Source organism: Lysinibacillus sp. FW301-JW8 (genome assembly GCF_058788755.1).
Genome location: NZ_JBYTBB010000051.1, coordinates 1 through 22,275, shown reverse-complemented (window position 1 = coordinate 22,275; position 22,275 = coordinate 1). Strand labels below are relative to the sequence as shown.

The 22,275-nt window shown below is 36.2% G+C and carries 14 protein-coding genes, 2 tRNA genes and 1 riboswitch; of the genes, 4 read left to right on the top strand and 12 right to left on the bottom strand.

Features of this window, described 5'->3' with window-relative positions:
* Window positions 1–37: 37 nt before the first annotated feature.
* The 5 genes from AC3WOM_RS18710 to AC3WOM_RS18690 form a co-directional block, all read right to left on the bottom strand.
* On the bottom strand, window positions 38–727 hold the full coding sequence (locus AC3WOM_RS18710; protein ID WP_427549073.1) for an ABC transporter permease: 690 nt from the start codon (window positions 725–727) through the stop codon (window positions 38–40).
* The gene (locus AC3WOM_RS18705; RefSeq protein WP_427549075.1) at window positions 720–1,643 is read right to left on the bottom strand and encodes an ABC transporter ATP-binding protein; all 924 of its coding nucleotides are present in this window, start codon (window positions 1,641–1,643) and stop codon (window positions 720–722) included. Before AC3WOM_RS18705 ends, AC3WOM_RS18710 begins: the two co-directional genes overlap by 8 nt.
* A 135-nt stretch (window positions 1,644–1,778) precedes the next feature.
* Window positions 1,779–2,714, bottom strand: a complete 936-nt coding sequence (locus AC3WOM_RS18700) for a sensor histidine kinase (protein WP_492447919.1) — start codon at window positions 2,712–2,714, stop codon at window positions 1,779–1,781.
* Between the two features lie 3 nt (window positions 2,715–2,717).
* Window positions 2,718–3,410 carry a response regulator transcription factor gene (locus tag AC3WOM_RS18695; RefSeq protein ID WP_492447918.1) on the bottom strand — a complete coding sequence of 231 codons (693 nt, stop codon included), beginning with the start codon at window positions 3,408–3,410 and terminating at the stop codon, window positions 2,718–2,720.
* Window positions 3,411–3,592: 182 nt separating this feature from the next.
* Window positions 3,593–5,056 (bottom strand): amino acid permease, encoded by a 1,464-nt coding sequence (locus AC3WOM_RS18690; RefSeq protein WP_492447917.1) that lies wholly within the window; start codon window positions 5,054–5,056, stop codon window positions 3,593–3,595.
* A gap of 83 nt (window positions 5,057–5,139) precedes the next feature.
* A riboswitch (Lysine riboswitch) is annotated at window positions 5,140–5,316 on the bottom strand.
* A gap of 178 nt (window positions 5,317–5,494) precedes the next feature.
* On the opposite strand from AC3WOM_RS18690, the gene AC3WOM_RS18685 reads away from it, so the two are divergent.
* Window positions 5,495–6,703, top strand: coding sequence for a CynX/NimT family MFS transporter (locus AC3WOM_RS18685; protein ID WP_492447916.1), 1,209 nt, complete (start codon window positions 5,495–5,497; stop codon window positions 6,701–6,703).
* A gap of 62 nt (window positions 6,704–6,765) precedes the next feature.
* Here AC3WOM_RS18685 and AC3WOM_RS18680 read toward each other — a convergent pair whose 3' ends face one another.
* Complete coding sequence (locus tag AC3WOM_RS18680) at window positions 6,766–7,308, bottom strand: hypothetical protein (protein ID WP_492447915.1); 543 nt, start codon at window positions 7,306–7,308, stop codon at window positions 6,766–6,768.
* Window positions 7,309–7,579: 271 nt separating this feature from the next.
* On the bottom strand, window positions 7,580–8,626 hold the full coding sequence (locus AC3WOM_RS18675) for a nitric oxide synthase oxygenase (RefSeq protein ID WP_492447914.1): 1,047 nt from the start codon (window positions 8,624–8,626) through the stop codon (window positions 7,580–7,582).
* 628 nt (window positions 8,627–9,254) lie between these two features.
* Between AC3WOM_RS18675 and AC3WOM_RS18670 the strand changes: the two genes are divergently transcribed.
* Window positions 9,255–10,157 carry a hypothetical protein gene (locus AC3WOM_RS18670; protein WP_492447913.1) on the top strand — a complete coding sequence of 301 codons (903 nt, stop codon included), beginning with the start codon at window positions 9,255–9,257 and terminating at the stop codon, window positions 10,155–10,157.
* Window positions 10,158–10,247: 90 nt separating this feature from the next.
* The gene (locus AC3WOM_RS18665) at window positions 10,248–12,215 is read left to right on the top strand and encodes an ATP-binding protein (protein WP_492447911.1); all 1,968 of its coding nucleotides are present in this window, start codon (window positions 10,248–10,250) and stop codon (window positions 12,213–12,215) included.
* Window positions 12,216–12,295: 80 nt separating this feature from the next.
* Here the strand turns inward: AC3WOM_RS18665 and AC3WOM_RS18660 are convergent, their stop codons facing one another.
* The 3 genes from AC3WOM_RS18660 to AC3WOM_RS18650 form a co-directional block, all read right to left on the bottom strand.
* On the bottom strand, window positions 12,296–18,265 hold the full coding sequence (locus AC3WOM_RS18660) for a DUF8202 domain-containing protein (RefSeq protein ID WP_492447910.1): 5,970 nt from the start codon (window positions 18,263–18,265) through the stop codon (window positions 12,296–12,298).
* Between the two features lie 479 nt (window positions 18,266–18,744).
* On the bottom strand, window positions 18,745–19,893 hold the full coding sequence (locus AC3WOM_RS18655; RefSeq protein ID WP_492447909.1) for a response regulator: 1,149 nt from the start codon (window positions 19,891–19,893) through the stop codon (window positions 18,745–18,747).
* Window positions 19,894–20,578: 685 nt separating this feature from the next.
* The gene (locus tag AC3WOM_RS18650) at window positions 20,579–20,953 is read right to left on the bottom strand and encodes a winged helix-turn-helix transcriptional regulator (RefSeq protein ID WP_492447908.1); all 375 of its coding nucleotides are present in this window, start codon (window positions 20,951–20,953) and stop codon (window positions 20,579–20,581) included.
* A 128-nt stretch (window positions 20,954–21,081) separates the two neighbouring features.
* On the opposite strand from AC3WOM_RS18650, the gene AC3WOM_RS18645 reads away from it, so the two are divergent.
* Window positions 21,082–21,708, top strand: coding sequence for a nitroreductase family protein (locus AC3WOM_RS18645; protein WP_492447907.1), 627 nt, complete (start codon window positions 21,082–21,084; stop codon window positions 21,706–21,708).
* Window positions 21,709–22,125: 417 nt separating this feature from the next.
* Here AC3WOM_RS18645 and AC3WOM_RS18640 read toward each other — a convergent pair.
* A tRNA-Glu gene (locus tag AC3WOM_RS18640) sits at window positions 22,126–22,197 on the bottom strand.
* 1 nt (window position 22,198) lies between these two features.
* Window positions 22,199–22,275: transfer RNA gene (locus tag AC3WOM_RS18635), tRNA-Asn, on the bottom strand.

The window sequence follows — 22,275 nt, the reverse complement described above, 5'->3', positions numbered from 1 at the left end:
TTACGTTATGGGTGGTCCTAGACTTTCAGAGCAATTTTTAAATATCCATCTTCTCAATTTTTCGAAACGAAGCATAAGCCACGCTTATACCGATAATTGCTAAAACAATTGGTATAAAAATAATATCATTTAAAGAGAAGTTCCCTGTATTGGATGATACAACTGAGACAATGAAAATAGATGAGATAATGGTTACTGGAATGGAGTATTTTCTCATTCCAAAATACAATGGTATTAATGCGATGCATGATGCTGCAATTGCATTCATAACAACAACAGGGATCCGTTGTATGATTAAAGAAATCGTTAAGGTATCTGAAAGTAAATGGAAATTACTACTGATTACACAAAAAACCGCTGTCACAAAAACATTTGATACGATTATTGCACTAAAGGTAAAAAGAACAATAATAGCTAGCTTTGAAGCAATTAATTTTTTCCTATTTATTGGATACATGAATGCTAAAGTGATTGTTTTATATTTAAATTCACCAATAATAAGCTTAGCGATTAATGCACTAGCAAAGATAATAAATACCGCTCTTACAGTTGAATCTATAAGACTAAGAGCAGTTTGATAATTTTCAAAGCCAGGATCTCCTTCTATTTTTGTGATAAATAAAAGCATAAACATAATCCCTAATATCACAAAATTTGCAAAGATAGCTCGTTTTATATAGGAACCCATATGAAATTTTTTCATTTCAAGACGCATTAAGTTAAGCATTAGCTACACCCCCATTGATTAATTTTAAGAAATAATCCTCCAATGAGCTTGATTTTTTACTAATTCCCTCGATTTCAATATCATGCTCAATCAATGTTTTAGATAGTACCTTTTGTGAAGCTGTCGTATCATATATACGAATACAATTGTCATCTATTAGTTTAAAATTAGTAATATTTAATGTACTTTCTATAATAAAGGCAGCCTTTTTCCCATCATTAACAATCATTTCGATATAATCTACCTGACTACGATTAACAGCGTCCATTGATACTTCCGTGATTAATCTTCCATTCTTAATAACGCCAATTGTATCAGCTAGTTGTTCAATTTCACCTAAAATGTGGCTAGAAACAATAATTGTAATGCCATACTCTTTGCAAAGCATTTTGAATAACTCTCGTATTTCTTTAATGCCTACTGGATCTAGCCCATTAATCGGCTCGTCTAAAATAAGTAATTCCGGCTTCGTAATAATAGCCCGTGCAATGCCCAATCGCTGTTTCATTCCTAGGGAAAAGTCTTTAACACGCTTCTCCTCTGTATTTGTTAGTTTCACTAGATCGAGAACATGACTAATTTCTTTCTTATCGTAATAGCCCATATATTCGCAGTGTAATTCTAGTGTTTCCTTTGCTGTTAAATCTTCATAGAAAATTGGATATTCAATAATCGTACCCAACCTTTTTAGCACCTCGTATGATTGGTCTGTTAATTTTTCGCCAAAGATTTCAATATCTCCACTCGTTGGCTTTGTTAGGTTCGTTAGCATTTTCATAACTGTCGTTTTTCCGGCACCATTTGGACCTAAAAAGCCATAAATCTCTCCCTTCTTCACATGCATATTGACAGCAGAAACCACTTCTTTTCCGTCAAACACTTTCGTAAGTTGATTTGTTTTCACAATATATGTCATGTCAATCTCTCCCTCAAATGTAGCTAAACTTATTATAAAAAATGAAGCTCTCTAATTTATTAATTGATTCTTACAAATTTCTTAAGTACAAAAGAAAGGCCTGTAAAGCGTTTAAAGCTCTACAAGCCTTCTGTTTTAGTACTTCATTCTTTTTAACGTTATTGTAAAAATGGTCTTTTCATATGGAATACTGGAGAGCTGAATAGAGCCACCCATTAGTTTTATAAGACGCTTGGTGATTGTTAAGCCAAGACCGCTGCCTTGAAAGGATTTATTTCTGGAATCCTCAAGCGTATACATTCTTTCAAAGACATTATCAATATGATATTCATCTATTCCCTTACCTCTATCCCATACATCAATATAAATACTTGTATCATCATTTCTTACAGACAGTCCAATCACATTGCCATCTGCACCATAAGCAATAGCATTTGACAATAAATTGTTCAAAGCCCTCTCTAATGCTTCTTCATTACCTAGCGCATATATTGGTGTCTCTAGTATTGCAATCTCTATCTCTAACCCCATAGATGTAACCATATCGTAAAATGATAAGATATTTTTTCGGCATATTTCACCTATATTGATTTTTGTCATCGGATAATCAGTATCTCCAGCCTCTAATTTTGCTAGGTCAAAAAATGTATGGATGATTTTTAATACTTCCAATGTCTTCGAATGAATGCCAGTTAATAACCGTTGCCGCTCCTCCACACTAATCGAGTGCTTAAGCTGCAGTATTTCAGTATAGCCTAGTACAACTGTTAATGGTGTTTTAAGATCATGCGAAATATTCGCCAGCATCTTTTTCATAGAGCTTTCCATTTTCCGATGTGTTGCCAACACTTTTTGATTGTGATCCAACAATGCATTCAACACAATAAGTAGCTGCTGTATTTCTTGATTAGCTGTCGGTACTAAAATTTTTTCACTTGTTTCTTCGTTAATAATTGCTTGCAGTTTTCTATGCATGTACTGAATAGTAGCACTTTGTTGTTTTTTTGCCTTCACTTGCACAATAATAATTCCTATGAGTAACACAATAATCAATAATAGAAATATAATCATCTGTTATCCTTCAAATTTATAGCCAATTCCCCAAAGCGTTTTTATATATTGAGGGTTGGACGGATCGTCTTCCATTTTTTCACGCAATCTTCTTATATGTACATTAATAATATTTTCATCACCATAGTAATTATCATTCCAAATCAACTGATAAATTTGCTGTTTTGTAAAAACTCGATTACGATTTGTCACGAATAATTTTAAGATAGCAAATTCCTTTGATGTGAGCTTTACGTTTTGTCCATTCTTCTCTACTGAAAAATTAACAAGGTCGATTAATAAATTATCTATCTCTAATATATCTTTCTTATCCTCTACATGATTGGCGTATTTTGTTGCTCTTCGAATGGCAGCCTTGACACGTGCCGAAAATTCCAGCATTGAAAATGGCTTTGCAATATAATCATCTGCCCCTAATCCTAGCCCTAATGCTTTATCAACATCGCTATCCTTAGCTGACATAATGATAATCGGCAGTGATGCCTGCTCTCGTATTATCTTTAAAACTTCTAATCCATTTAGTTTCGGTATCATAATATCTAAAATCACTAAATCAAAGGGTTTATTTAAACAATTTTGCAATGCCTCTTCTCCATTCACTGCTGAAGTAACAAGGAATCCCTCCATCGTTAAATAACTCTCCACCATTTCCCTAATGGCTTCATCATCTTCTACTAGTAAAATACGCTTTTGCACTTTCATATACCTCACTTTTAAAATCTATTTATTATTACTACTTTTAAAAAAACAAAATCAAGGTGAAAACGATTATATATAATTTACCATATATTATTTTTTTCGTTTCATTCGATATTTACAAAATAATAAAAAAGCTGTTCTAAAGCCATTGATGATGGCTTATAGAACAGCTCAATAATTTAATCCTCCACTCTTAAATCACATTCTTTCAGCGGAAGCATTTTTGTTTTATATTTGATTTTGTATCCAAACCATAACAATAAAAACAGCGGGATACCAATATAAGAAACGAGTATTCCATACCAATCAATTTTATCCCCCATAAAGGCCGTATAATTTTGTCCAATAACAACAATCATACAAACCGTAAAGGCAAAAAGCGGGCCAAAAGGATATAGCTTTGCTTTATATGGCAGCAATTGAGGATCCAAGCCCTGCGCTTCGAAAGCTCGGCGGAATCGATAATGACTAAATGCAATGCCGAGCCAAGCAATGAAGCCGGACATTCCCGAGGCATTTAAAAGCCAAATATAAACAACCCCATCACCAAAAAAAGATGCTAAAAATGCAAGACAGCCTACAGCTAATGTCGCCATTAATGCATAGATTGGAATACCGCGGCGGCTTAATTTTGCGAAAAATTTTGGTGCATGCCCGTCTACCGCTAATTGCCATAGCATACGAGATGATGCATATAGTCCTGAATTCCCAGCTGATAGCATGGCCGTTAAAATAATGGCATTCATTAAGGAAGCAGCAAAGGCAATACCTAGGCGATCAAACACTAGTGTAAATGGCGATACAGCGATGTCTTCTGATAGTAAACGTTCATCGGTGAATGGAATCAGCATCCCTATCGCACCAATCGCTAAAATATAAAACAAAAGAATACGCCAGAACACAGATTTTACTGCCTTTGGAATATTTTTTCCAGGATCATCCGTTTCACCAGCTGTAATCCCAAGAAGCTCTGTTCCTTGGAATGAAAATCCTGCTGCAAGGAAAATACCAAATGTAGCAAGGAACCCCCCATGAAACGGTCCATCACTAATAAAGAAATTTGTAAAGCCTACAGGTGCCTGTCCACCTAGAATACCAAAAATCATTAATAAGCTGATAATAATGAACACAATCACAGTTACCACCTTGATCATGGCAAACCAATATTCACTTTCACCATAGCTTTTTACAGATAATAAATTAAAGGTTAACACAACAGCTATAAATAATACTGTCCATAATGCAGATGAGCTATCTGGGAACCAATATTTCATAATTAATGATACAGCCGCAATTTCTGCAGCAATTGTGATAGCCCAGTTATACCAATAGTTCCAGCCAAGTGCAAAGCCCAAAGCTGGATCAACAAATTTCGTAGCATACGTACTAAATGAGCCTGAGGATGGCATATAGGCTGCCATTTCCCCTAAGCTTGTCATTAAAAAGTACACCATGACACCGATTAGGGCATAGGCTAGTAATGCCCCGCCAGGACCTGCCTGTGCAATGGCACCACCACTGGCTAAAAATAGCCCTGTACCAATTGTACCACCTAAAGAAATCATTGTAATATGACGGCTTTTTAATTCTTTTTTCAGCTTCGGCACTTTATGACCGAGCTGATTCACTTTTATTTCACTCACGATATGGCGTCCTTCCTAATATAAGAGGCAAAAAAATACCATCACATGAACACTGTGATGGCTAAGTTAATCCTCAGTTTTTTCTAAATGATAGCTCAACACGTTGTCCAAACGTGACAGTTCTGTTCCTTTCGGAGACAGCCCCAGCATGAGGTTTTCAAGTCCCCTCACACTTCGGCAGTATTTCCTTTCAGCTAATCTCGTCAATGCTTGTCATTTCCATTAGCATACTCATAAATACCGCGACCTCTACCTCAATACAAACATGAGGCATATAATTATTAAATTTATGATGTCTTCAAGTTTAACATAAGACATTTTACATTTCAATACGACGAGTAAAGTTCTATATTTTATGAATATTCTACTATTTTGAATAATGTGATAAAGTAATATAGTGGTTCAATTATAATTGAATGTAAACAGGGGGGATTAATTTTGACAGCAAATGAAGATTCCACTAGTTATCCTAGCAGGAAAATTAGCTGGAGAGGAGCTACCTTACTATTAGTCATTGGCGTTATTTGTATTGCCTCGACATTACGAATGCCTTTAACAGTTGTGGGACCTATTATTTCTTTTATACGAGAAGATCTAGGTATATCAAATGTATTAGCTGGATTTCTAACTACTATTCCACTTCTAGCCTTTGCGGTTATATCGCCATTTGCACCAGTTGTTGCACGTAAATTAGGACTTGAGCTAACATTATTTTTATCCACTATTCTTTTAGCAGTAGGTATTGTACTGCGCTCTCTAGGAACAACAAGTTTGCTCGTTTTTGGAACTATGCTAATTGGTGTTGCTATTGCATTTGGAAATGTACTTATTCCAGGATTACTTAAATTAAAATTTCCTTATCACGTAGGTTTGCTTATGGCATTTTTTACAATGTCCATGAATTTAACAGCTGGACTTGGTGCTGGGATTAGCTACCCTATTGCCCAATCATCTTTTGGCTGGCAAGGAGCACTGGCTATTGCACTTAGTTTAGTTGTGTTAACCATTTTAATTTGGATTCCACAATTAAAGTTTAATAAGCCTGAGCCCGCTGTTAAGAAAACGAAAGAACGTATACCTTTATGGAAATCCCCTGTTACCTGGGCAGTAACAGGTGCTATGGGATTACAATCATTATTATTTTATACAACTGCAGCATGGATTCCTGAAATTTACATATCACAAGGATTAGCTGCTGATCGTGCAGGCTGGATGTTCTCCATCATGCAATTTTCGCAAGTTCCAATGGCTTTAGCCGTGCCAATCATTGCTAGTAAAATGACGTCTCAGCGACCTCTTGTATTAATGTTTACAGCATTTTATTTAGTAGGCTTTGTTGGCGTTGTCATGGAGTGGACAAGCCTTGGGGTGCTTTGGATGATTCTATTAGGCTTAGCAGGCGGGGCTTCATTTGCCTTAGCCATGATGTTCTTTACACTCCGCACTCGCACAGCCTTTGAAGCGGCTGATTTATCCGGCTTTGCGCAATCATTAGGCTATTTATTTGCCGCAATTGGTCCTATCCTTTTTGGCTACCTGCATGATTTATTTGGTGGCTGGAATATTGCAGGGTGGCTCTTTGTAGTTGTAGCTATGATACTCTTCTTATGTTCAATGAGAGCATCTAAAAATGAATATGTCCATTAAATTAAAGCAGATGGGAAAACCAATCTTGTTTCCCATCTACTTATTTCTGTACCTATACTTTTTTATTTATCAGATTGTGTACCATGCTGCTTTAGTAAGGTTAACAGTTCATCAAGATCTTCTGCTGCTTCTTTGTTATGAGCATTAATTGCAGTGAAAATAGGAAGAGCCTCTTGTAGGAGTAAATGACTAAAATAATAATAGCCTAAAAAAGCCTGCTGCTCATAGCCCTTTGGCGTTTCCTCCTCCCACTCCAGCTCATCATCCTCCTCGTCTTCTGCCCATAAATATTTAACATCTAGTAGCTCCTGCATAGTTTGAACGGTATGTGCAGAGTCTAGATAATCCTCAGTAATCACTTGAGCTACAGCTAAATAAAGCTCTATTTCTTCTAATGAAATTTCCTCCGTATTTTTGCTAGCAAGCTTTTTTAAAAGGATAAGTAAAACCCATGGCGTCACCTGCCATAGTGTACCTTGATGCTCAATTAATTCAGCAAGCTGCTGATATTGCTCCTGTTCAATTAGCTGTGGGATAGCTGTTCCTCTACCATAAGGTGTCGTCAATTGTTGCCATGGAATATTCGGGGTATTCTGGTTCAACATTTGGATTGCTCCTCTCCTGAAAAATAAGATAGGTTAAGTGTAAATGGTCATATGGGGATTGTATATAGGTACTAAGAGAGGGATTTTATACATGCTCTAACGATTGGTTCACTGTACTTTTGACTGCATGAATAGTGCTATGAAGTAATTAAAAGGGGAAATTATTGTGGAAGATGTAATTAATAGAGAAGTTTATAGGGTTTAATAGAGAGCTCTATTATAAAGTGATCGTATTCAGGAGCTGTTTGGAAAACGAACAGCCCCTTTACAGTTAATAGCATGGCTTCTGATAAAAATAATTTGGTGTATGATAAATATTTACATAGGGTTTATGAAATATATGAGTCGTTGCAGGCGAAAGTGGCGGGATTAACCATGTCCAGTTGCCTGTCATTTCTCGCCCTACGGATTCCTCCGCTTCTTCAAACAATTTAAACTGTTGAGCTGCTGTATGATGATCCACAATGCTCACTCCATCTTCTTTAAAAGAATGAAGAACAGCAATATTGAGCTCCACTAATGCACGGTCTCGCCAAAGCGAGATTTGCTTACTTGTATCAAGATTAAATATCTCTGCAATAGCTGGCAGCATATTATAGCGATCATGATCTGCTAAATTGCGTGCGCCGATTTCTGTTCCCATGTACCAGCCATTGAACGGAGCTGCTTGAAAATCAATACCTGCCATTTGAAAACGCATGCTTGAAATAATCGGTACGGCATACCATTTCAACCCTAATTTCTCCACACCTACTGACTCTGGATGACGAATTGGCACCTCTAAAATATATTCTGCAGGAATTGCAAACAATTGCGGAGCCCGCCCATCAACCTGTACGACAAGTGGTAAAATATCAAATGGTGTTCGTTGACCTTTCCAGCCTAATGATTCACATACTTTTGTAAATGCGATGGAATTTGAATCACCAATAACTCCTGTCTCCGTTTCATAGCCTGCATAACGAATTAGCTGATGATTCCATATCCGTACTCGATCTGAGGCAAACACGGTTATCGTTGGACGAATTTTACCTTTATTTGTCGCATATTCAATATGCTCTAGTAACTTTTGAAAAATGTTCTGTTCATCTAAAACATCACGCGCATCTACTACATGTAATGACTGCCAAAACAGGCGTCCAATACATTTATTGCTATTACGCCATGCCACCCGTGCACCAAAAATTAGTTCGTCTGTTGTTGGATAGTATTCTCCTGCATTTTGAATCTGTTGTAATCTATTTTCTAACCAAAGTTCTGATTCATTTTGCTCTACCTGATATAGATTTAAGAACTGCTTGATCTCCTGTATATTCATGTCGATTCCTCCACCTACCCTCATATTAGTGGAACAAAACAGGAAGCACCATGAAAATATCTATAGAAAAAACATACATATTGTATATATGAAATAGTTTGTTCAAATTTAAGGGTAGCTGTCATGTAATTTCATAGGATATCAAAAGCATATTTATCAAGCTCTAATTCATCACTAATTTCACTAAAATTATTTACGAGTGACTTTTGATTAATTGTTATGACTTTCTTCTATTATATATAGTCTCTATTATCCGAAATAATTTAGAATACCCAAAAGAAGCGCCATGTTTCATATATATGCAATTCACAGGCTCTTCTATATGACATGGTTCTATTTTATTAGTTTAATTACACAGCAGATAATTCCTGTTAAATTACTAAAAAGATGATTGATTCCAAATTCAATAGTTTTCATTGTTTAATCTCTCCAAATAAAATCTCATTTGGGAAAATGTTAATATTATCATAAAGAATTGATAGGTAATCATTATTTTTGAAGGAGAAATAAACCTATTTGTCGAAATCTATTTTTTATGATTAAAAAGCAAATATTCTCTAAAAAAATATCGATTTTTCTAATTTCTGGGTTATTCTTTTGTTTTCTAACCTTTTTACACTTTACTTGGATGAATTTCACAAACATTTCAGAAGGAGTCAATGCTATACAAGGAACGTTAGATTTAAGGAGAATTGATACAAGCCAAAATTTCAAAGTTAAGCTACAGAAAGAATGGGAATTCTACCCTAACGTCCTCCTCGCTTCTGAAAATGTCCAATCAGTTGAACAAAATAAGGTTTTTACGAATCAGCCAGAATCTTGGGATCAATACTTTAAAAATAGCGAGAAAACTCATTATGGTTCTTATCGTTTAAAAATTTTAAAAGAACACACTTCCTCTCAGATGTACGGTATTACGATTCCTGAAGGTTTAGCACCCTATGAGCTTTATATAGACGGTCAATTTATTGGAGGATTAGGAAATCTTACGACGAATCTTACTCAAAATGCTCCTATTGGCAGACCTATAACTTATTTTTTTACGCTTGATACTAATGAAAGCGAAATTATTATACAAGGCGTTCAAACAAATCCTTATGAACAAGGTGGGTTTCAACGAGAAATTATTCTTGGCGATCTACACTCAATGGAACAATCAACGTCCTTTTCCATTGAAACTCAAATGGCCGTTTGTCTAGTCTTTCTAATTTACCTACTATTTACAATTTTGCTTTGGGGTATAGGCATTCGAAATAAAACTTTATTTTATTTTGCCATGATTACTATTTCAGCTTGTTTAACGATACTCACTTCTAGCAATAGAATATTATTTAGTTATTTACCAATAAATTGGATTTGGGCAAACAAACTAACGTATTTCTCTTACATACATAATGCGTTGTTTTTTGTTTTATTACTACGTGAATTGATGAAGGAATACTCTAAGCCTAAAATATTAACTATTGTCCCATTGGTATGTACTTTCTATTTATCTTTTATTGTAGTAGCGCCCATTGAATATATTTTTTAAACCAAATTGATATTTATAATACTTTTTATCGTCTCTCCTATTATTATAACTATTTTCACATTGATCATAGCTTTAAAAGGTCAAAAAGGCGTGATATTTTTATTATTAACAGGTACAGCAGTGGTAACCAATTCATTATTTTTACCTATAAGACAGAATACAACATTACCTTATAGTCATTATCCTTTTGATATATTTATTGGTGTATCTGCATTATCCGCATTTTGGTTTACAAGCTATTTTCAAACAACTTTACAAACAGAAAAACTTTCTGTGAAATTACAAAAAGAAATAAATACAAAGGATGATTTTCTAGCAAATACCTCTCATGAACTGCGTAACCCTTTGCATGGCATGATGAGTATTGCCCAAACGATGTTAGCTAAGCAGGTAGATAAAGAAGATCAAAATGATTTAAAGCTAATGGTAAGAATCGGAAACCACATGACCCACATGTTAGATGATTTATTGGATTTAGTAAAATTAAAAGAAAAAACGCTTCAACTACAACCAAAACCTTTGAATGCTTATAACCTCGCAAGTGGGGTCAGTAATATGTTTCGTTTTATGCTGAAAGGAAAGCCAATTGAACTTATTGTGCGAATACCTATTAATTCACCATTTGTTTTTGCCGACGAGACACGACTTATTCAAATTTTTGCGAATTTAATTCATAATGCCATTAAATTTACTGAACAAGGTTCCATTACGATTGATGCTGAAGTAGTTGGGAAACAATTATATATTTCCGTTACAGATACGGGAATTGGCATTGATAAAAATATGCAAGAAATCGTATTTGAGCCCTATGAACAAGTGGATTCGACAATGACATCCATAGGTGGTGGCCTTGGATTAGGTTTAAGCATTTGCCATAAGCTTGTTTCCTTACACGGGGGAACAATGTCGGTATCATCTACTATCGGCGTTGGCTCAACCTTTACTTTCTCATTACCAATAGCGAAGTCGCAGAATGTGGAAGATAGTGAATTAAATGTTGAGAAGGATACTGCATTCATCAAATATTCATTTTTAAATGATTTTTCGAGAGAACACAATATTGCTGCTACTACAGAAACGAACTCTTTAGTAACTAGCCATGCAAGAATTCTCATTGTTGACGATGACGCTGTAAACTTACAAGTACTTGTCAATGCATTTTCAACGGATTCCTTTGAAATTGAAACAGCTTTAAGTGGGGTAGAGGCTCTCGATATGCTTCAAAACAATAGCTATGATTTAGTTATTTCTGATATTATGATGCCGCATATGTCTGGCTATGATTTGGCCAAGCACATTCGCGAAAAACTTTCTATCTCAGAGTTACCGATATTGTTCTTAACAGCTCGACAGCAAAGTGAAGATATTCAACTTGCCTTTTTAAGTGGCGCCAATGATTATGTTAAAAAACCAATGGAATATATGGAGCTTAAATCACGTGTTCAAGCTCTTATTCAAGTGAAGCAATCTAGCGAAGAGCGTCTGCGCATTGAAGCTGCATGGCTTCAGGCACAAATTCAGCCACACTTTTTCTTCAATACTTTGAACTCTATTATTTCTTTACATGGTGTAGATGAGGAGAAAATGGAAGAATTACTACTTGCCTTTAGTGATTATCTACAAACGAGCTTCGATTTCCAAAATGTCGATTTAGTCGTGCCAATCGACTATGAATTAAAGCTCGTTCGTGCCTATCTTGCCATAGAACAAATACGCTTTGGCGATAAAGTTCAAGTAATATGGGACATCCCTGAGAATATAGAACTGTCCATCCCTCCACTATCCATACAGACACTTGTCGAAAACGCCATCCAGCACGGCATTTTACCTCAACGCGGAGGAGGAACCGTGACAATTCGGATTGTAGAGACTGAGCAACACTTTAACATAACCATTTCCGATAATGGCGTTGGCTTTGATAACAATGGTCCTAAAGAGAAAAGAAGCGTGGGCCTCGTCAATACCCAACAGCGCCTAAAACAATTATTTGGCGTAGAATTAACCATAGAAAGCGTGGTTGGACAAGGCACAACAATCTCCTTACAAATTCCTAAATAAGTAGAGGGCGATGTCGAGTCTATCCGTCTCTATTCAAAAAGCAGGCTAAGGTTTCCCCTAGCCTGCTTTTGCTATATGTCTTATTTTGAAAGTTGCTCGTCCCCATCTTCATCAATAAAATAAGTATGAGATTTCGCTGCTTCCTCAATTTCTTTGAATGCCCAGTGTGTTGCTTTTACATCTGGGAAGCTTGGTGCTGTTACGCCTTGTAGCGGACCGCGCTCAAACATGCGGTTCATCATGATCACCGCTTGAGCACGTGTTAAATATTCTTCTGGCGCAAAGCTACCATCCTGACGACCGTTGATGATGCCTGCCACACGGTTCGCTTCGATTATCCATTGTGCCCAATGACCTTTTGTATCGTTGAATGTAATCGCTACATTCTCTTCGATATGCAGTTGCTTAAAGTTCGCCACTACCGTTGCCATTTGTGCACGTGTAATGTTTTCACTGGCACGGAAGTTACCATTAATATCGCCATTCATAATGCTACGCTCTTTGACAAAGGCAATAGCTCCCGCTGCGTAATGATCACTTGGAATATCCTTAAATGGTGCAGTGTTTACTGGTCCATCTGTATAGCCTAAGATACGCGCAATCATCGTTGCCACTTGAGCACGTGTTACGTTTTTCTCTGGACCGAATGTGCCATCTGGGAAGCCCTTAATGTACGCTTCATGCTCTTTTACTTCAAGAGATGGTTTTGTTTCTTCGACCTTATTCACCTGAATAATTGTGAATGTGCTGAACTTCTCTACTGTAAAGCGTAAGCCTAGCTCACCCTTCGCCATTGTTACTACCTCAGGGATAACGACTTTCTTCTCCCCATCGGAGTGTTCAATAAATACCGCTAATTGCTTCAGGAATGCCTCACGCTCTGCTGCACCCGTTGGGATTTTCACGCCTTTTAATGGCAATGTTACCTGCACAGGACGATTTGGCATATTCGTTTCGATTGTCATTGGACGTGCTACTACATGTACATCATTGCTTTGCAGTGTTGCTCGCACAACGCGCTCTGCTCGTGCACGTTCTTCAATCGCTTGACGCCCGCTTTCCTTTTTCACGGGTACTAAACGGAAGTAGAAGTTATCGTCAATGCCCTCCATTGAACTCACAGGAATCGCAATATGTCCGTTTTCCGTTGAAATTTCTAATGCTATCCCATTATCGCGTAATAATTTCAAGGATTCTTTCGGAATTTCGACTTTCGCTTCCTTCACTTCATCATTCACATCTGGTAATACGATACGCGCAATATCGTTACCGATTGCTTTTGCCTTTGCCACAGCTTCTTTGGCATTCGCTTCTGTGAGAGCTACAAAGTCTGTGATATCGCCATTGTCATGTTTTGTACGCTCAATCTCTACAGTTGTTTTTTCTAGTGGTTTTTCGCCATCGATTTCAAGCTCCACTTGGATTTTTGTTTTTGTGTCGCCTGGTGTCGGTGTTACTGGTGTTGTCGTACCACCGTTACCTGAATTCCCACCACCCGGGTAAGATGTATCAGCTTGACGATAGATTTTTATGGTATAGTGCTTCTCATTACCATTTGCATCTTTTACTGTAATGACAAGTATGTTTTCGCCTACACGCAATGGAATTTGGCCAATACTGCCTGGCTGCCCATTAACTGTTGTCGTTACTGTAGCACCAGCCTCAACTGGAATTGCTGTAAAGTCAATCACATTTGTTGGATAACCAACAGTCATTGTGTAATCTGTGACACCTGTTTGGAAGCTTGGGCTTAATGCACCGCCTGTAGATGGTGTTAATGCACTCAATCCTTTGCCTAATTTCACAAGTGCATTTTGTGCCGCTGTTAATGCTGCTAATGCTTTATCTACTTCTTCCTGTGTTGCATTTGGATTCGTCAGCACTTCATTCGCTTTCTTTAAAGCATCTTGATACTGTGCCCAGCTCGCTGGTGTATACTCACCTGCAACTAGATTTTTAGCATCGTCAACCTTTTGTTGTAGTGGTACTTTGTTTACTATTGGTGTTGTTGCCACTGTAAATGTATGTTTCTTCGTTACCGTTTGTTGTCCATTTGTTGCTGTTGCAATAATTGTGTATGTGCCATCTGGTAAACCTGTTGGTGGTGTATATGTCCATTCACCTGTTAGTGGATCGACTGTTGCCGCCACATCTACCAGCAGAGACTCATCCTTGTTATTTTTCAAGACAATTGTCACAGTAGATGGTGTTGTGGTTACATCCACCTTCCCACCAATTGTTGGTTTCGGATTAGCTGTCACTGCGTCTGGTTTCGTAATTTGGAACGCTGCGCTGTATGGGTCCTCTGCCACCATTTCAAAATTCTCTACAGGCGCACCTGTCGCTCCCTTACCTTTTAAATTACCTGCACCATTATAAATTACCTTCACTTCTTTATTCGTTACGTCTGTGCCATTCGGTAATGTAAAGATCACCTTTTTACTATCAGTTGGATCAACTTCAACTGTCGGTGTTACTGGTGTGCCATCCACCATGACAGTAAAGCCTGTTAAATCTGTTAGCTCTACTTCTTGATTGAATGTCAGTGTCACTTTATTACCTTCTGATACTGTTTGTGTCAGTGCCACACTTGTTGGTTTTGGTGCTTTTAAGGCATTTTTTGCATCTTCCAATGCCTGTAATGCAGCATTTACCTCTTGTTGTGTAGCAGTAGGATTCGTTAACACTGCTTTTGCCTCAGTTAATTTCTCCTGTAATTTTGACCAGCTTTCTGATGTGTAATGTGTTGGTGTTAAGCCTTCTATTTCCGTTACTTTATTTTGAAGCGCTGTTTTATCAACAATTGTTAACTCTTTTTCAAAGGTATTTACTGGAACATTATTTGTGCCTGTTAAATTACCTTGTCCGTTATATTCAACTTTAACAGCTTTACCAGTCGTTTCTTTCCCTGCTGGTAATGTAACCAGCAATCGTTTTGAATCTGCAGGATCTACTTTAAAATCCGCATTTGTAAGTGTAATTGTTTCAGTACCTATAGTTACTGTAAACCCAGTTGCTTCAGGTGCCGTTAATTTGATGTCTTTATCAAATGTCACAACAATTTGATTTTGATTCACAGAGATATCTTCCACTTTCACGCTTTGTGGAACCGGTACATCCGCTGCAAAAGTGAAATACTGACCATTGGCTAATGTCGCTTTTGCTACATAGTATTCTGTGCCTCCAACTGTCGCCTCTGTCATCGGATAAGATGTAACAGTAGTGAAATCCGTCTCACTTGTTCCCACTAATAATGTTGTACCAGTTGGCACAGAAGCTTTTGGAATCGCAATATTTACCTCACCAACACTTTCCGTATTTTGCACTTTCCAAATACGTTCTGCATGATTTTTGTCTGTAGTGCCAAGCTGCTTCGTAAATTTCAATTCAGAGCCGTTATCACCCCAAACTAATGCTTGTTGATTAATTAAGAGATTATCAGCAATTGCTTCGTTTTTCTCAGACAACGACGGTCCAATACCAATAATCAGCCCTAATGTATCGTTTGTTGCACGACTTTGTTTTTGGTGCAGGTCTTGCGCATTATCACGAGCAATACCAGCAATATTATGGCTATAACCTGAATTTACTGTTTTATCCCAAACTGTTGTACCGTCTGAGAATAAATAACTCGTATCAATTAATGATATTCCATATTTAATTGCTAGATAAGAGTTAATTTTTTGTTTATCTAAAGCTGTTAAAGGGGATGTATAAACGATAAATTCGCCTATTTGCCCGTTGTAAAAACTTTTTTCAGCTCCATTTTGATTTTCCGCACCAAGTGTCATTGGTTCTTTATTACCTGTAATCTGAGTAGTTCGACCAGCTGCAGTAATCAAACTCTTTCCATCACGATATATGGACTGTACACCTTGATCCTCAGTAGCTGTACTTTGATTATTACTGTAGTTCAAATTCCAAATGTAAGATGTATTAATATCTATTTTATCTGAAGCTATAGTTGTAATACGATTAGAAACGCCGTTATTCACGTCCCACATTGCTGATGTTCCCCAAGGTATATGAGCTTGTATTCTGTTGAGAGAAGCACCACCTGGAACCGATTGCCAAAATAGACTATTACTTGTGTTTAGTTTATTTTTCGCTACAACAAATACATTAAAGTCATGATAAGTCTTTTTATCAAGAATACCATCCGAATCTATCAAAGTATCATTCGTACCATCGAATTGTACTGCTTTATTGAAATTTAATCGATTGCTGTCATCATTTAAAGCAGGTTGTTTATTAACATTCGATTGATCAAAACTATTATTATTTGTACTACGATCTTTCCATGTCCCAACAGTACCATTTGTTGTTGTTACTTGTTTGTTCGAATCTAACCATAGACCTGCTCGGCCTATACCTCCAGGACCAACGTCGACTACTAGTGGTTCTAAATTCTGTCTTGCAGTATTTAAAGCTGTTAATGCCGCTTCAACCTCAGCAGCCGTTTTTCCTGAATCAGTCAATACACTTTTCGCAGCTAATAAAGCTTGTTCAAAGGCTGTCCACGGAGCAATTATATAATTTGCTTGTTGCAAGTTTTCAGCATCAATTTCATTTACACGTATTTCTAAGTCTTTTTTATCCACATACTGAATAAATGTAAAATAATTAGCATTTGATAATTGGCTATTTTTAATGGTTACTTTACCTGTTACTTTATCCGTCGGCACAACGATTGTTGCAGCACTATTGAATCCTTCAACATCACTAATATACAAAGCAAATCTGTGTGAATTTTTGTCTGCCCCATCAACTTGTAAAGTGAGATCTTGGTTATCTTGCCATGTACCATTTTTTTCTACCTTGAAAATCCGTTCTAATCGGTTGGCTGTTGTTTTTGTATCACTATTCACATATGCTAATGTGGCAGGCAAGTTGTTGGATAAATCTATATTGTATAGTGCCTGACCATTGTTATCGCTAAATGAAAGAAATGCTAAATTTTCAATCTGTGTATTATTCTCTCGATTTATTGGAGCGATTATATCTCCTGCCGCAATCGTCACCAATGCCCCATCAGCTTGCGATTTAGATTGCTTTTGATCAATCCCACTAGCAACGTCATGCCCAATACCTGTAACGCGCTTACCATAACCAGTATTGTTGCCAGCAGTCCACATTTTTGTGCTACCATCGCTTGCAACATAGTCATCCGTTGTGCCATCATCCTTTTTCAACGTAATCCCATATTTAAAAGCAAGATAACTGTTTATTTGATGGCGTTCTGATGGAGTTAATTCTCTATTAGATATCAGTACCTCGGAAATATTTCCATTAATAAAAGGGCTACTTTCAGAAAATCCAATATACTCCTTGCCTGCTTGTTGACCAGTTGTAGTAGTCCAATCAACTACATGTCCATCGACTGCTTTTGTTTCTGTATGCTGTGTACGACCATTAATGGATAAGTTCCATTTCTCGTCTGTACTTAATATATTTAAAATGCTAGGTGATGAAACTATCTCAGTAAGTGATGTAATTGTTTTCTTCTTAGCTTGTGTTGTGCCTGCTGCTGTAATAATTTCATTATCAGTATATTTTGCACCATCTCCGCTTAAGTGGGCATTAAACTCCCACGGAAACCCTTGTCCACCTGATTTTTGAATAGAAAATACTTCCCTTGCTCTTGTTGTAGCATCAGGATTAGGTAGATTTGTGCTATCTTTTAGGGTTCTAAAAAGCATCTTAGTATTTTTAGCATCTGTTGCTTGGTGGAAATTAATTCTTCCACCTATCACATGATTATTAAATGTAATAGGATCACCTATAGTCGAATTGTAAATCCAATCAAAACCACCAGCCAAATCCTGCAATACAAATGCGTTAGAACCATTATTCTTTGCACTTTGTTCAACATCTACATGTGATATAAAATCAGTAATAGGTACTCCACCTGGTCCTACATAACTAGCTGTTGGAGCCGCTTTTGCTTGCTGTGGAGCACCCACAAATGATACGCTACTTGCCACTAATGCTGTTGCAAGAAATGTGTTTAACGAGCGCTTCCACCATTTTTGTTGCTTTGTAACTTCCATTTTTGTTCCTCCAATCTTAAAAAAGTGTCATAAAATTCTTGGTAAAGAGCTACTCATCCTCCTTTTATGAACTAGACCAACTCCAAGAAATCTGAGGTTTTTCGATATTTCCTCACACTTAACTATAGAACATCAACCTATACAAAATATTTACATCAGTAATTTGGCACAATGTGCTCTTTAGACATTGGTTATACAAGCTTCTACAACATAAAAAATAGGCAATGTCATTATTTCACATTACCTTTCGCAAAATTTCTATTAACTTTACAAGTCTTCAGCTTTCATAGCACAGCTAATTGGATTTCTTTATATGATTAAACAATATTATTAACTAATACCAAATATCTTTTTATTATGAAAGGAAAAGATTCTTTTAAAAAAAGTTGAACAGTTTTAAAGAAGAGTGAGTTATGAAGAGAAGAATCCATGCGCTAAAGAACGTGGCCATGAGAACTGCTCTTTAAGTTTTAGATCAATTAAACCTGCAAAATCGCGCTCATTTGTCTCCATTTTTGATACCATCTTTCAATTTCCTCACTTGGCTCCATTGCTACTTGCTTCTTTAGCATTTTCTTTAATAACCAGTATTGTTCCTCAACAGCAGCTGCATTGCTCAGTAAATCGTAGAGCTTCATCAAGGTAAAATACCTTTCTTCCTCATCAGGGAAAAATGACTGAACCTTTACTTGCACCTTTACAGCAGCAAAGTAGTTCTCATTTTTAATATAATATTTACTTAATTGTTGTGCATGGTATAACCATAAACGTCTTAGTCGTTCCCTTTCGCTTTTTGACCATAAATAATCACTATCACCCAAATAATTGCCTGAATAGGCTTGGAATACCTGCTCATGTGCCCTTATTGTAGTCAATTCAAGCGGAGGTAAAGACTTTAATTGTGTTAACCATTGTTCCACATCGATTTCCACATCTTTCAATAATAACTGATAGCCTGATTTCAATAATGGACTGGAAATTTCCACTCCGTCTAATCCATAATTCTCCAAAGTTTGACGGATGGTATAAATAACTGTGTAAAGCTGCTTAGAGGCCTTATCCATATCAATTTCTGGCCAAAACAGCTTCAAAATGAGGTCTCGTTGAATGATTTCATTGCGATGGGTAAGCATATAAGTAAACAATTCCTTTGCTTTTGATGTGCGCCACTTCATTACTTGCGCATTTCCATCAGGCATTACTACCTTTATACTTCCTAACAGTTGAATCATTTTTTGCCTAGTTGTGTTTGGTTGTTTTTTTTCGATAATCTTTTGAAGTCGTTCCAATGTTTTATGTAAACGTGGCTTTTGCACAGGCTTTAATAGATAGTCTATGGCATGCAAATTGAAAGCTTCTATCGCATATTTGTCAAAGACTGAAGTAAAGACAATTTCTATGTTTGGTAATAGTTCCCGAACCCTTTTACCAAGTGTTAGGCCGTCCATATCAGGCATTACTATATCTAAAAATACAACATCTGGTTGCATTGTTTGTATTTGAGCAACCACTTCTAGAAAATTTGTATATTCTCCAACTATGTCGACTTCCGAGACATTACTTTTTTTAAGTAAGTTTTTTAGTCTTTTTAATGATTGATTTTCATCATCTACTATCACAATTTTCATAACATCCCCTCCTTAAAAGTTAGTCTAGAAAACAAGTAAAGGTTATCACATGGGTCTATACAACTTCTACACAACTCCACTTATTCTAGAGATGTTTTGTATTTTTATTTGCGCAGATATATTACAAAGGCAAATCCATCCTTACAAATACAAAAAAGATGACCAGCTTGGCTAAATTTAGCTTGCTGGTCATTATCCTTTATTGATGAGGTATTAGAGTAAAAAAAGCTATTGGAAATTTACTTAGTCCTTTGAAAGCTGAAAATGTTAACCTATTGATTTTATTTTCATTAATACGGCTGGTTCCTACACGCCCATCTGCAATAAATGTTGCTTGGAATAAAGTAGTCTCAAAATTATAGTTAAACAAAAGAAATTCCACGCACACTCATTCACTTCATTTCTAATTCGCAGAAATGTTAACTTCAAAATAATATAGAGCAGTTAGATTCACAATGCTATTAGAATGACTACTAATACTGATAGTCACTTAACCGCTAAAAATGAAAGTGACCAATATAATTATAGTGTAATAATATTGGTCACTTTTCCCCTCTTTATATACAGTCACCTTTAACCTTATATGAAATAGTTTTATAGAGGCTGTCATGTAATTCCATAAAATATCAAGAGCTAATTTATCAAGCATATTGAAAAGGAACAACTTAGGAACAAGTGACAATTACTATATCTTTTCGTTTTGAGAACTAAGGAACATATCACAATAAATTTGTTGATCTTTCTCTATACCTTTTATACGTGCATACGTATTACCGAATTCACACATTGTGTTTAATACTGGTACAAATGATTTTCCTAGATCAGTTAAGCTGTATTCCACTTTTGGAGGTACTTCTTTAAATACTTCTCTTTGTACAAGTCCATCTCTTTCTAACTGTTTCAATTGATCTGTTAGGACTTTTTGTGTAATTCCAGGTATAAATTCGTAAAACTCTTTTGTCCTTACTGATTTTTGGCTCAAGAAAAAGAGTATCAGACATTTCCACTTTCCACCTGCAATGTTCATAAAAATGTTGATTCCAGTATTATAGTTAACCATGTGCTTGTGCTTTTCCTCCTAAATAGGCACTTAAAAGTGGCTATACCACATTTTTGTGCGTTATTTTCTTATTTATTATTGCTTACTATAATTAAAGGTGCAATAAATAAAATTTCGGAGTTGATAAAATGAGTGTAAAAAATATTTTAGAAAAAAGACGTTCAGTTAGACATTATGATCCAAGTTATAAAATTAGTTCAGAAATTCTAACCTCATTAATTGAAAGTGCAAGTAAGTCACCTAATGGAAATAATATTCAAGCTACTCGATACTTAATTATTGATGAACCAGATTTAAGAAATTTATTATTGCCTATAGCCTTTAATCAACAACAAGTGATAGAGGCTTCAACATTAATTGTTATGTTAGGTGATTATCAGGCATTTGATAAAGGTAATATTATTAAGATACATGAAGAAGGCTTTCAGGCAGGTTATTTTGATGAATCACTAAGAGATTATCTAGCGAATGCTGCCATAAATTATTATGAAAATAAATCTAAAGAAGATCTAGAACTAGAATTAACTAGAGATGTAAGTCTTGCGTCAATGTCATTAATTTTGTTAGCAAATGAAGCTGGTTTTGAGACAATCACTATGTCAGGCTATGATTCTAAGAAATTAAAAGAAATCTTAAATATTTCCGAAAGGTATTTAGATGTTATGCTTATAGCTATTGGTAAAGGTACTAAAGCTGGTCATAAGACCGTAAGACATAATGTAAATAAAGTAATGTATAGAAACCAAATCATTTAGGTGCTCTCATAGTATCTGATTATGTTAATAGGTAGGCAAAGAAATAATGTATTGTTGATGTAAGCAAAAATGACCAGTTACTCATTTAAAGTGAGTACTGGTCATTTATTTATATGATTTAAATTGTAAGTCTTCACCTTGTGTTTCAAGGCTTAATTAATCCACACAAATGATTTCTTCTTTATAAAATTAAAATTATTTACCTCAGACTTTGAACTGTCTACAGATTCATTAATTGGCTCTATCTAGTGCAGGATCGCACTTTCTAATGCACTATGATTATTCCTCTCAAATGACCATGGTTTCATTTAGGATGGTATTATAATTTTTGGCTTATAATTTCACTATTTTATAAGGCAATTGATTGACATACATAAAGAAAAAAGCATGTAACACACAACTGTGCTACATGCTTGATGACCCGTACGGGATTCGAACCCGTGTTACCGCCGTGAAAGGGCGGTGTCTTAACCACTTGACCAACGGGCCGTGGCTCCGAAGGCAGGACTCGAACCTGCGACAACCTGATTAACAGTCAGGTGCTACTACCAACTGAGCTACTTCGGA